Below are 12,242 nucleotides of genomic sequence, written 5' to 3'. Positions count from 1 at the left end.
CCAAGCCCTTTCGCTTGATATGGGGATTCCAAAGGGCCTCAGGCCCTTTGGCCGCCGGAGGCATCTCTTTTCTTAGTCCAGGTCCACTGCCTCGGCCAGGTAGTTGCTGAACAGATGCACCTGCGCGGGCACCTCGTGCGTCTTCAGGCCGTCGCGGATGCCGTCCTCGCAGTTGTGGCAGGCCACCACGGCGACCTCGGCCCCGGTGGCGCGGATGGCCTCGGCCTTGGCCTTGGCGGTGGCCAGGCGCTTCTGCTTGTACTCGGCCATGAGTCCATGCCCCCCGCCTGAGCCGCAGCAGTGGGTATGCACGCCGTTTGGGTACATCTCGCGCAGGTCGGCGCAGACGTGGTTCAAGAGCAGGCGCGAGTCCTCGAAGTGCCCGGCGTTGCGGATGAAGTTGCAGGAATCCTGGAATGTGGCCGATTCCTTGTAAAAATGGTGCTTGAGCTTGAGCCTGCCCGCGCGGAAGAGGTCGGCCCACATCTTCATGGGGGCCACCACCTCGAAGGGGAAGTCTCTTTTCAGCCAGTTGGGTCCCTCAAACTTGAGGGCGCGGATGGAGTGCCCTCACTCGGCTGTGAGGATCGTTCGGACCCCCAGGTTTTCGCCCGCGGCCACGACGCGTCCGGCCAGCTCGGCGGCGGCGGGGTCGTCCCCGGCGAAGAGCCCGATGTTGGTGGAGTCCCAGCCCTTGGCGCTGGTGAGGGTGAAGTCGAGCCCGGCGGCGTTGTACAGCTTGAGGTAGCAGTAGAGGTTCTGCGGGTAGAACTTGATGTCGCGCGGGTGGAAGGTGACGAGCACCTCGGCGCCCTTCTTGTCGATGGGGGCCACGGCGTCCGGCATTTCGGCCTGGAGTTCCTCCAGCTGCCATTCCACGGTCTCGATGTACTCTTCCTCGGTGATGCCGAGGTTGTTGCCGAACTCCAGCGCGTTGGCCAGGCCCGAGGCCAGCCCCTGCGGGGTCATGCCCTGCGATACGGCCAGCGCCCGGGTGGCGCGCACCAGGAAGGCTATGGAGATGCCGTGCGGGCAGAACATGGTGCAGCGCTGGCACATGGTGCAGGTGCCGTAGGCTGTGTCCACCAGCCACTGCATGAAGGCCTCGTCCACGTCGCCCTTCTTGCGGATGAGCTCGGCCAGGGGCTTCAGGCGGTAGGCGGGCACGTGCTCGGGCCGGGGGTCGGACTGGAAGAAGTGGCAGCCCTGGGCGCACAGGCCGCAGCGCGCGCAGATCTCCATCCAGAGCTTGAGGCGCGCGCCGCTTTTGCCTGCCAGGGCTTGTTTCAGGATGCCTAAGTCCATTGCGTCTCCTTGCCGATTCTACTGGGCGATTACCAGGCGCCCACGTTGCGCTTGCCGAAGTCGCTGCCGGTGACGGCGCGCGAGACGAAGAACAAGACGGCGTGGGAGAGCTTGGTGAACGGCACGGCGAGGAGCATCAGGTTGCCCGAGAGCACGTGCAGGGTGATGAACAGGTCGTAGTCGCCCCACTGGCGGTAGGCGATGAGGCCGGTGAGCATGGGCGCGGCGGTGAGGGCCAGCACCAGCCAGTCCGAGGCGGTGGTGAGGGCGCGCACGTGGGGCAGGCTGAGCCGCCGCCAGGCCAGGAACGCCGCCGAGGCCAGGAACAGGTAGGTCAGCCAGTCGGCGGCCTCGTCGGGCAGGGTGGGCCAGGACACGTCCCAGGCCAGGTCCACCAGCACCACGTGGGCCGAGAAGAAGAGCGCCACGCCGAGGAGCGCCAGGTGGAAGGAAAAGCCCGCGGCGGTCATGAGGGCGTTCTCGCGCGCGGTGATGTTGGCCGGGACGAGCCAGCGCAGGATGCTCTTCAGCGCCCAGGACGGGCGGAAGCCCTTGAGGGCGGCTGGGTCTGCGGCGCGGGCCAGGAGCACGAAGCGCAGCACGCGCCAGCCTGAGCCCAGCGCGAACACGCTGAAGGAAAAGGCGAAGAGCGGGCCGGCGGCGAAATCATACAGGCTGAGCAGGGTCACGGTTCCTCCTGAGTGCGCGCGGCCAGGGCCGGGCGGTGGCAGGCATTGGTGGGCGTGCGCGCGGTCCGCCGGGTACCCGTCCTGGGTATCAGAACTTGCGGCGCAGGGCAATTCCCCTTTTGCGGTGGGGATTGGGGACTATCCCTCCGGCTGGTTCACCCGGTCCATGGCCAGCAGCCCGCAGGCCGGGCAGACCCAGCCCGAGCGCTCCTTGTAGGCGTTGCCAACACGAGTATAACTGCCAACGAAATCAAAGTGCACATGGATGGATGATGGTCTATTATTGGTATGGTGTCACTACAGCCAACGTTTCTGCGGTGACTATTTTGGGCTTGTACTCTGCGGCCGAAGTACAACGTTTACGATATAATCAAGAGACTCCAGGTATAGGCCATTGATGTCTCGTGAATTTTTAACATGACCACGAATTTGGGAGACATCAACACCGTCCGCAGAGGCACGGTAAACAACAATCGACGGAATGCTCGAGAAACTATATCTTGTAGTCATAAACGCCGCTTCAGGTGGAGTTATTGTTCCTCCACTGACCCTAAACGTGGCGTATCTAAGTGTTTTAACTGTTTTGCTGAGCAGGTGAAATACAGCAGCAAACCCATTAGAATTTCTTTCGTTATTGTTATAATACAATATAGCAACAGGGCTTGACTCATCTAGCGTTGTTGAGACAAAGTTCAGATCTGTCACCTCGGTATGCTTTGCACACGTAATTATATGTTCAACATCTGTCTCGAAGTACGCGTCAAGATTGTCTGTATGTCTTTTCTTGCAAATTGCATCAGTTCCTGCAGTTGCCATGGGCATGTGGAGAAAAACAAAGCAGCACAATATCACAAACACCCGCTTCCTCATCATCGCCCCCTTAGTAGTAGCGATTCACATATTTTTGTTTGCATCCACCCGCAACTTCCTGCAACATGTGCACCGCTCTCCCCGAAAGCACCCTCCGCTTCACTTCTTCCAACATCTGCTCCCCTCAGTTCCATTCGCGCGCTGGCTAATGCGTGTGCCCAGCTTCTTCAGCCGCGCCAGCCGTAAAGTGACGTTCTTGACAGCCCCCTCACCCCCCCGGCTGGTTCACCCGGTCCATGGTGCGGAAGTTGATGGCCTCGGCCAGATGCGGAATCTCGATGGCTTCCGCGTCCTCCATGTCCGCGATGGTGCGGGCGATGCGCAGCACGCGGGTGTACGCCCGGGCGGAAAGGCCCAGGCGGCGCACGGCCTGCTCCAGGAACTGGTGCTCCCCCTCGCCCACCTTGCACCAGCACTCCAGGAGCGCGCCCTGGAGGTCGGCGTTCAGCCGGATGCTCGAATCCTTGTAGCGTTCGGCCTGCAGCGCGCGCACCTTGACGATGCCTGCGCGCATGGTGGCCGAGTCGCGGGTGCCGCGCGGGGCCTTCAGGTCCTCGTACGGCACGGCGGGCACCTCCACCTGCAGGTCGATGCGGTCCATGAGCGGGCCGGAGATGCGCGACCGGTACTTGAGGATGGACAGCGGCGAGCATGTGCAGGTGTGGCGGTCGTCCGTCAGGTAGCCGCAGGGGCAGGGGTTCATGGCCGCCACGAGCATGAAGTCCGCCGGGTAGGTGAGCGCCTGGGCCGCGCGGGAAATGGTCACCCGGCCGTCTTCCAGGGGCTGGCGCAGCACCTCCAGCACGTGTTTCTTGAACTCCGGCAGCTCATCTAAGAACAGGACGCCTCTGTGGCCGAGGGACACCTCGCCGGGCCGGGGGCAGACCCCGCCGCCGATGAGCCCGGCGTCGGAAATGGTGTGGTGCGGCGAGCGGAAGGGGCGGCGCACGATGAGCGCGGCCTCGCGCGGGAGCATTCCTGCCACGGAGTAGATTTTGGTGACTTCCAGCGCCTCGTCGAAGGTGAGCGGCGGCAGCACCGTGGGGATGCGCTGGGAGAGCATGGTCTTGCCGCTGCCCGGAGGCCCGACGAACAGCAGGTTGTGCCCGCCCGCGGCGGCGATCTCGATGGCGCGCTTGGCGTGGTCCTGGCCCTTGACCTCGGCGAAGTCGCCCTCGCACCCGGCCTGGCCCGCCCACAGCGCGTCCACGTCCACCACGGCGGGCGCGGGCTGGTCCTCTCCGGTGACGATGCGCACGGCCTGGGACAGGCTGTCCACGCCGTAGACGGAAAGTCCCTGCACCACGGCGGCCTCGGCGGCGTTTTCGCCCGGCACGATGAGCCCCTGCGCGCCCTGGTCGCGGGCCAGGATGGCCAGGGGCAGGATGCCCGGCACGGGCTTCAGCGCGCCGTCCAGCGACAGCTCCCCGGCCAGGAACCAGCCGCCGACCTTGGGGTCCGGGCCTTCCGGGGCGAGGTGCCGCGGGTCGATGGCCTCGCTGGCGGCCAGCAGGCACAGGGCCAGCGGCAGGTCGTAGGCGCTGCCCTCCTTGCGCAGGTCGGCGGGGGCGAGGTTCACGGTGATGCGCGCGGGCGGCAGCTTGTGTCCGGCGTTCTTCAGCGCCGCGAGCACGCGCTCCTTGGCCTCGCGCACGGCGCCCTCGGCCAGGCCAACGAGGGTGAAGGCGGGCATGCCGGAGCGGGTCAGGTCGACCTCCAGGGACACGGGAAGGGCTTCGATGCCGAGCAGTGCGGCGGTGCTGACTTTGGCGATCACGGGGGGATGCTCCTTTTCTGCGGCTGTGCCTATAGATCATGCCATACCGGGAGCGCTTTGTCTAGAAAGTCAAGGCAATCAGGCCGGTGCGGAGGCCGGGGCGGGCTTTCGCAACGCGCCGGACACGCCGCGCAGCGTCACGGCGCAGAGCACCACGGCCCCGCCGAGGATCGACCACAGGCCGGGAATCTCGCCGTAGCCCAGGGCCACCCAGACAGGGTTCAGGATGGGTTCCAGGGTCATGATGAGGATGGCCTCCAGCGCGCCCAGGCGCTTGATGGCCCAGACGTAGAGGCCCATGGACAGGCCCTGCTGGACCACCCCCAGGTAGACCAGGCCCAGCCAGCCGGAGGCGTCGGGCAGGCCTTCCCAGAGGAGGAACGGCAGCCCGATGAGCGCGGTGATGATGTTGCCCAGCGCGACGGCCTCCAGGGGCGAGGCGTCCTTCTGGGCGCGCATGCACAGGGTGAAGGCCGCGTAGAGCATCCCCGTGCCCATGGCGATGACGTTGCCCCAGAGGCCCGTCGTGGAGACCCGGTCGAGGAAGAACAGCACCATGCCGCAGAGCATGGTCAGGACGAACAGCCAGTCGCGCGGGCGGGTGGGCTCGCCCAGCAGGCGCGGAGCCAGCAGCGCGACGTACATGGGCGCGGTGTAGGCCAGCAGGATGGCGTTGGCCGCGGTGGTCATCTTCATGGCGACCACGTAGCCGAGCAGCAGCCCGGCATAGCACAGGGCCGTGCCCAGGCGCGCGCGGGTGGGCCGGAGGTCAAGCGCGCCGCGCATCATGAGCAGGATGGTCAGGGCGGAGATGGCGCCGCGCACGCCCGTGATGGCCATGGGGCTCACGTCCACCAGCTTCACTGCCAGGCCGCCGGAGCTCCAGATGAGCGCCGTGGCCACCAGCGCCAGCGTTGCCTTCGTGCCTTCCTTCACCGGAGCGGGCTAGTGCAGCAGGCGGCCGATGCGCTCCCAGCGGATGTGGGTGGGGCTTGTCCACGACCAGTAGATGATCATGGCCTTGCCCTTGATGGCGGAGCGGTCCACGAAGCCCCAGAAGCGGGAGTCGAAGGACTCGTCGCGGTTGTCGCCCATGCAGAAGTACTTGCCCTCGGGCACGGTGATCTTGGGCATCCAGTCGCGCTTGGCGCTGCAGGGGGCGCTCGCGCTTTCGCAGTGGTCGAAGTAGGTCTTGGGGTCCACGGTGACGTCCGGGTGGCCTTCGGGCAGGGGGCTTGGCTCGATGTCGGCCATGGTGTGCTGGACGTACGGCCCGGTGACGTGCTTGCCGTTGACGTAGACCTCCTTGGCGCGGATCTCCACCGTGTCGCCGGGGACGCCCACGATGCGCTTGACGAAGTCCACGTCCTTCAGGGTCGGGCGGCTGGAGTCGAGCTTCTCGTCGAAGGGGTACTCGAACACGACGATGTCGCCGTGCTGGGGCTCGTACACATCCACCAGGATGCGGTCGGAGAAGGGCATCTTGAGGCCGTAGTGGAACTTGCTGACGAGCAGCTGGTCGCCGATCTGCAGGGTCTCAAGCATGGAGCCGGTGGGGATCTTGAAGGCCTGCACCACGAAGGCGCGGATGATCAGCGCCAGCACCACCGCGACGAGCAGCGCCTCCACGTATTCCTTGAGCGTCTTGAGCCATCTCGGATTCATGCTCGTTCCTTCTCTCTGTGCGGCGAGGGGGCCGCCGCGTGGTTGGTCGTCGTTGGGGGCTAGTCGTCGCCGCCGGCCTTGAGCACGGCCAGGAAGGCTTCCTGCGGAATCTCCACGTTGCCCATGCGGCGCATGCGGCGCTTGCCTTCCTTCTGCTTTTCCAAAAGCTTGCGCTTTCTGGTGATGTCGCCGCCGTAGCACTTGGCGATGACGTCCTTGCGGAAGGGCGCCACGCGCTCCTTGGCGATGATCTTGTTGCCGATGGCGGCCTGGATGATGACCTCGAACATCTGGCGGGGGATGCTCTTCTTGAGCTTCTCCGCGAGGCTGCGGCCGAACTTGTAGGCCGAGTCGCGGTGCACGATGACCGAGAAGGCGTCCACGGCCTCGGTGTTGATGAGGATGTCCAGGCGCACCAGGTCGGACTGGCGGTAGTCGATGATCTCGTAGTCGAGGCTTGCGTAGCCCTTCGTGGTGCTCTTCAGCTTGTCGAAGAAGTCGAACATGATCTCGGCGAAGGGCATTTCATAGGTCACCACCACGCGGGAGGTGGTCAGGTACTTCATGTCCTTCTGGATGCCGCGCTTTTCTTCGCACAGGCCCAGCACGTTGCCCACGAAGTCGTTGGGCACGTGGATTTCCACCTTGGCGTAGGGCTCGTACAGCGCGGCGATGTGGCTCGGCTCGGGCAGCAGGCTCGGGTTGTCGATCTGGAGCTTGCGGCCGTCGGTGGTCTCCACGTTGTAGATGACCGAGGGCGCGGTGGTGATGAGCCGGGCCTGGAACTCGCGCTCAAGGCGCTCCTGGATGATCTCGATGTGCAGGAGGCCAAGGAAGCCGCAGCGGAAGCCGAAGCCCAGGGCCTTGGAGGTCTCCGGCTCGAAGCTGAAGGCGGCGTCGTTCAGCTGGAGCTTCTCCAGCGCCACCTTGAGCATCTCGTACTCGTTGGGCTCCACCGGGTACAGGCCGGAGAAGACCATGGGCTTGACCTTCTTGAAGCCGGGGAACGGCGTCTTGGTGGGGTTCGCGGCCTTGGTGATGGTGTCGCCCACGGGCGCGTCGGACAGCTCCTTCATGTTGGCGCAGAGGAAGCCTACCTCGCCGGGGCCGAAGTCTGCCATCTCCACGCTCTCCGGGGAGAACACGCCGAGCTTCATGACCTCGAACTCCTTGCCCGAGGAGAAGATGCGGATCTTTTCGCCCTTCTTGATGGTGCCCTCAAGCACGCGGAAGAGCACCACCACGCCCAGGTACGTGTCGTACCAGGAGTCGAAGATGAGCGCCTTCAGGGGCGCGTCGGCCTCGCCCTTTGGGGGCGGCAGGTGCGTGATGATGCGCTCGATCAGGTCCGCCACGCCCAGGCCCGACTTGGCGCTCACCAGGGCCGGGTCGGTGCAGTCCAGCCCGATGACCTCTTCGATCTCGCGGCTCACGCGCTCGGGTTCGGCGCTCGGCAGGTCGATCTTGTTCAGCACCGGCACGACCTCGAGGTCGTTGTCCAGCGCCAGGTAGACGTTGGCGAGCGTCTGGGCCTCCACGCCCTGGGAGGCGTCGACCACGAGCAGCGCGCCCTCGCAGGCGGCGAGGCTGCGCGAGACCTCGTAGGAGAAGTCCACGTGGCCGGGGGTGTCGATGAGGTTCAGGACGTACTTCTTCCCGTCCTTGGCGGTGTAGGGGATGCGCACGGCCTGGGCCTTGATGGTGATGCCGCGTTCGCGCTCCAGGTCCATCTTGTCGAGGTACTGGGCCTTCTGCTCCCGCGCGGAAACCACGCCGGTGAGCTCAAGGATGCGGTCGGCCAGGGTCGATTTGCCGTGGTCGATATGCGCTATGATACTGAAATTTCTGATGAGGTTGGTGTCGGTCATGGTCTCGCACGTGCCGTCCGGAAGCTCTCCGGGCTGCGTTCTTGAGGATTACCCCGTTTGAGGGCGAGAGCCCTTGTACGGCATAATTGTCCGGCTGTCTAATGGCGCGAGGGCCACGCGGCGGGGCGCCTTCACGGCCCGCTTGCGCGTGGCCCGGCCCTTGCCCTCGTCATGGATTGTGCGTATCCAACGGACCATGAGAACAATCATTCTCGGCGGCACAGGGTTTATCGGCAAGGCGCTTGCGCGGCTGCTCTCAGGGCAGGGGCACGAGGTCGTCGTTCCCTCGCGCAGGCCGGAAAAAGTTCCGGCGGCGCTGGGCCGTGGAGTCCTCGGCGCGCCCTTTGACGGCGTCACCGGCGCGGGCTGGGCGGAGCACATCAACGCGGACACGGCCATCGTGAACCTGGCGGGCGAGAACATCGCCGAGGGCCGCTGGACCCCGGACAAGAAGCGGCGCATCCTGGACAGCCGCCTGGACGCCGGGGCCGCGGTCATGGACGCCATCCGCCAGGCAGCGGCCCCGCCCGCGGTGCTGGTGCAGGCCTCGGCCGTGGGCTTTTATGGCGCGCGCGGGCCGGAGCCGGTGGGCGAGGACGCCCCGCCGGGCGCAAATTTTCTGGCCCAGGTGGCCAGCCGCTGGGAGGCGTCGACCCAGGACGCGGAGGCGCTCGGGGTGCGCAGGGTCGTGGCCCGCACGAGCATGGTGCTGGGCCGGGGCGGCGCGCTGGCCAAGATGCTGCCGCCGTTCAAGCTGGGCCTGGGCGGGCCGCTGGGCGCCGGAACCCAGATGGTGCCCTGGATCCACCTTGACGACGAGGTCGGGGCCATGGCTTTTCTGATCGCCACGCCGGGGCTGTCCGGCCCCTTCAACCTGGCCGCGCCCGAGGCCGTGGATTCCCGCGGGTTCGCCCGCGCCCTTGGCCGCGCGCTCGGCCGCCCGGCCTTTCTGCCCGCGCCGGGCCTCGCGCTCCGGCTGCTGCTGGGGCAGATGGCGGAAGAGGTCCTGCTCTCCGGGGTGCGCGCGGAGCCCACCCGCCTGCTGGCCGCGGGCTACCGGTTCCGGCACCCCTCCCTGGCCGACGCCCTTGCGGACGTCCTGGGCCGGGCGTAGGCTGGCGGGGAGTTGAAGGGAGCGCACATGGGCAAAGGCAGAATCTTGATCGTTGAGGACGAATCCATAGTGGCCCTGGGCATCAGGTCCACCCTGATGCGCCTGGGCTACGAGGTGGTGGGCGTGGCGTCCACAGGGCTTCAGGCCCTGTCCCTGGCGGAGGCCGCCAGGCCCGATCTCGTGCTCATGGACGTGATGCTCGACGGCGGCATGGACGGCATCGACACCGCCCGCGAGCTGCACGAGCACCTCCGCCTGCCCGTGGTCTACCTCTCCGCCGCCACCGACGAGAAGACCCTGGACCGCGCCAAGCGCACAGACCCCTTCGGCTACATCACCAAGCCCTTCAGGGACCATGACCTGTCCCTGGCCATCGAGGTGGCCCTGTACAAGGCCCGCACCGACGCGCAGCTGCAGGAGAGCGAGCGGCTCTTGTCCACCACGCTGGGCAGCCTGGCCGAGGCCGTGGTGGCCATCGACGCCGAGGGCCGCGTGACCTACATGAACCCCGCCGCCTCGCACATGCTGGGCGTGGAGGCGGAGCAGCCCCTGGGCCACGACATTTCCGCCCTGTTCACCATCATGGAGCCGGACACCCGCCTGCCCATCGCCGGGCTGGAGGAGATCTGCAGCCCGAGCGCGGCGCACCCCATGTGCGAGGACATGCTGCTGCGCACGTCCGCCGGACTGGAGATGCCCGTGGGGCTGTCGGTGTCCCCCGTCACGGGGCAGCGTGGCGAGTTCCGTGGCCGGGTGATGGTGTTGCGCAATGTCGCCTTGCGCAAACAGGCGGAAGCCGAGCTGCTCGAGAGCATGCAGGCCCTGCGCACCGCCTTCCGCCAGACCGTGCGCGCCCTGGCCAGCATGGCCGAAAAGCGCGACCCCTACACCGCCGGACACCAGCAGCGCGTGGCGCGGCTGGCTTGCGCCATCGGCGGGGAGATGGGCCTGCCCGCGGATTCCCTGGAAGGGCTGGAGGTCTCCGGCACCCTGCACGACGTGGGCAAGGTCTACGTCCCGGCGGAGATCTTGTCCAAGCCGGCGCGGCTGTCGCACATGGAGATGGGCATCATGAAGAGCCACTCCGAGGTGGGCTTCGAGATCCTGCGCGAGGTGAACTTCCCCTGGCCCGTGGCCCGCACGGTGCTCGAACACCACGAGCGCCTGGACGGCTCCGGCTATCCCGGCGGACTCAAGGGCACCGAAATTTCGCTTGAGGCGCGCATCCTGGCCGTGGCCGACGTGGTCGAGGCCATGAGCTCGCACCGGCCCTACCGCGCCGCCCTGGGCCTGCCCCTGGCCCTGGAGGAGATCAAGGCCGGGCGCGGCAAGGTCTACGACCCCGAGGTCGTGGACGCCTGCCTTGCGCTGCTGAATAGAGGCGGCTTCACTTTCGAGGCCCCGGAGCCCCATCCGCCCGGGCCGTTGCCCGACTTTTCCCTGAGTTGCGCGCCACAGGCGCCACAAGCCGTTGCCGATTTGGAGGAATGATGAGCGAACGAGGGCGCATCCTGGTGGTGGACGACGAGTCCGGCATCCGCTTTTCCCTCAAGGGCATCCTGGAGGACGAGGGCTTTGCCGTGGCCGAGGCCGAAACCGGCGAGCGCGGGCTTGAACTGCTGGACGCGGACGGGGACTTCGACCTGGTGTTTCTGGACATCTGGCTGCCCGGGCTGGACGGCCTGGAGGTGCTGGCCCGCCTGCGCGAGGAACGGCCGGGGCTGCCCGTGGTCATGATCTCCGGCCACGGCACCATCGAGACCGCCGTCACCGCCATCAAGCGCGGCGCCTTCGACTTCATCGAGAAGCCGTTGTCGCTGGAGAAGGTCGTGCTGGCCGCGCACAAGGCCCTGGAATTCTCCCGGCTCAAGCAGGAGAACCTGGCCCTGCGCCACTCCCTGGGCGAGGCCGAGGTGCACCTCACCGGCGAATCACCGGCCATGAGCGCCCTGCGCGAGGTCATCGGCCAGGTGGCCCCCACCGACGCCTGGGTGCTCATCACCGGCGAAAACGGCACCGGCAAGGAGATCGCGGCGCGCCTGCTGCACGGCATGAGCCGCCGGGCCGACCTGCCTTTCGTGGCCGTGAACTGCGCGGCCATCCCCGAGGAGCTCATAGAGAGCGAACTGTTCGGGCACGAGAAAGGCGCCTTCACCGGCGCGGACAAGGCCCAGATCGGCAAGTTCGAGCTGGCCAACAAGGGCACCCTGTTTCTGGACGAAATCGGCGACATGAGCCTGAAGACCCAGGCGAAGATTCTGCGCATATTGCAGGAGCAGCGCTTCGAGCACGTGGGCGGGCGCAAGACCATCACCGTGGACGTGCGCGTGCTGGCCGCCACCAACAAGGACCTGGCGAGCGAGATACGCGCCGGGAACTTCCGCGAGGACTTGTACTACCGCCTCAAGGTGTTCCCGCTCACCGTGCCGCCCCTGCGCGAGCGCGCCGAGGACATTCCGCTTTTGATCGACGACTTCGTGGAGACGCTCTCGCGTCGGGGCGGGTGCAAGCGCGCCGTCTTCAGCCCCGAGACCCTGGCCGTGCTCCAGACCTACCCCTGGCCGGGCAACGTGCGCGAGCTCAAGAACTTCGTGGAGCGCATGCTGATCCTGGCGGGCGGGCGCGAGATCACCCCGGACCGCCTGCCGCCGGACATCACCAGCCGCGCAACGGTGAGCGCCGCGCCTGCGTCGCCGCCGCCTGCTGCAACGCTCCAGGCTCCCGCCGCCGGGCCGGACGAGGACGACGTCCCCGATACCGACATCCCCGACACCTTCCGGGCCGGGCCGCTGGACTTGAAGGCCGCGCGTGCGGCGTTCGAGGCGCGTTTCCTGGAGGCCAAGCTCAAGGAGTTCGGCGGCAATGTCACCAAGCTCTCCGAGGCCGTGGGCCTGGACCGCAGCTCGCTGTACCGGAAATTGAAAGGGTACGGGATTCAGGCGGAGTGAGGGGGG

The 12,242-nt window shown here is 66.6% G+C and carries 10 protein-coding genes; 3 read left to right on the top strand and 7 right to left on the bottom strand.

The window, feature by feature from the left end:
* Positions 1-72 precede the first annotated feature (72 nt).
* From RDU24_RS16020 to lepA, 7 genes are all read right to left on the bottom strand, one after another.
* Positions 73-1,305 (bottom strand): (Fe-S)-binding protein, encoded by a 1,233-nt coding sequence (locus RDU24_RS16020; RefSeq protein ID WP_374989768.1) that lies wholly within the window; start codon positions 1,303-1,305, stop codon positions 73-75.
* A 29-nt stretch (positions 1,306-1,334) separates the two neighbouring features.
* Entirely contained in the window at positions 1,335-1,994 is a 660-nt protein-coding gene (locus RDU24_RS11550) for a nitrate reductase (protein ID WP_308735916.1), read from the bottom strand.
* A 321-nt stretch (positions 1,995-2,315) separates the two neighbouring features.
* On the bottom strand, positions 2,316-2,864 hold the full coding sequence (locus tag RDU24_RS11545) for a hypothetical protein (RefSeq protein WP_308735915.1): 549 nt from the start codon (positions 2,862-2,864) through the stop codon (positions 2,316-2,318).
* Between the two features lie 208 nt (positions 2,865-3,072).
* Positions 3,073-4,641: a YifB family Mg chelatase-like AAA ATPase gene (locus RDU24_RS11540; protein ID WP_308735914.1), complete on the bottom strand. Its 1,569-nt coding sequence runs from the start codon at positions 4,639-4,641 to the stop codon at positions 3,073-3,075.
* A 78-nt stretch (positions 4,642-4,719) separates the two neighbouring features.
* Entirely contained in the window at positions 4,720-5,577 is an 858-nt protein-coding gene (locus tag RDU24_RS11535; RefSeq protein WP_308735913.1) for a DMT family transporter, read from the bottom strand.
* A 9-nt stretch (positions 5,578-5,586) separates the two neighbouring features.
* Positions 5,587-6,306: a signal peptidase I gene (gene lepB / locus RDU24_RS11530; RefSeq protein WP_308735912.1), complete on the bottom strand. Its 720-nt coding sequence runs from the start codon at positions 6,304-6,306 to the stop codon at positions 5,587-5,589.
* A 59-nt stretch (positions 6,307-6,365) separates the two neighbouring features.
* The gene (gene lepA, locus RDU24_RS11525; RefSeq protein WP_308735911.1) at positions 6,366-8,174 is read right to left on the bottom strand and encodes a translation elongation factor 4; all 1,809 of its coding nucleotides are present in this window, start codon (positions 8,172-8,174) and stop codon (positions 6,366-6,368) included.
* Between the two features lie 196 nt (positions 8,175-8,370).
* On the opposite strand from lepA, the gene RDU24_RS11520 reads away from it, so the two are divergent.
* From RDU24_RS11520 to RDU24_RS11510, 3 genes are read left to right on the top strand one after another with little or no spacing between them, the layout of a single operon-like run.
* Positions 8,371-9,288, top strand: coding sequence for a TIGR01777 family oxidoreductase (locus tag RDU24_RS11520; protein WP_308735910.1), 918 nt, complete (start codon positions 8,371-8,373; stop codon positions 9,286-9,288).
* Between the two features lie 27 nt (positions 9,289-9,315).
* Positions 9,316-10,779, top strand: a complete 1,464-nt coding sequence (locus RDU24_RS11515; RefSeq protein ID WP_308735909.1) for an HD domain-containing phosphohydrolase — start codon at positions 9,316-9,318, stop codon at positions 10,777-10,779.
* Complete coding sequence (locus RDU24_RS11510; protein WP_308735908.1) at positions 10,779-12,236, top strand: sigma-54-dependent transcriptional regulator; 1,458 nt, start codon at positions 10,779-10,781, stop codon at positions 12,234-12,236. Before RDU24_RS11515 ends, RDU24_RS11510 begins: the two co-directional genes overlap by 1 nt.
* The last annotated feature ends 6 nt before the right edge of the window (positions 12,237-12,242 follow it).

It is taken from the genome of Humidesulfovibrio sp. (assembly GCF_031082295.1).
Taxonomy (GTDB): Bacteria; Desulfobacterota; Desulfovibrionia; order Desulfovibrionales; family Desulfovibrionaceae; genus Humidesulfovibrio.
This window is presented reverse-complemented; position numbering and strand designations above follow the sequence as displayed.

Coding starts and splice junctions, on each gene's coding strand:
- RDU24_RS11520 (WP_308735910.1), top strand. CDS start 8,371: ATGAGAACAATCATTCTCGGCGGCACAGGGTTTATCGGCAAGGCGCTT.
- RDU24_RS11510 (WP_308735908.1), top strand. CDS start 10,779: ATGAGCGAACGAGGGCGCATCCTGGTGGTGGACGACGAGTCCGGCATC.
- RDU24_RS11515 (WP_308735909.1), top strand. CDS start 9,316: ATGGGCAAAGGCAGAATCTTGATCGTTGAGGACGAATCCATAGTGGCC.
- RDU24_RS11545 (WP_308735915.1), bottom strand. CDS start 2,864: ATGAGGAAGCGGGTGTTTGTGATATTGTGCTGCTTTGTTTTTCTCCAC.
- lepB (WP_308735912.1), bottom strand. CDS start 6,306: ATGAATCCGAGATGGCTCAAGACGCTCAAGGAATACGTGGAGGCGCTG.
- lepA (WP_308735911.1), bottom strand. CDS start 8,174: ATGACCGACACCAACCTCATCAGAAATTTCAGTATCATAGCGCATATC.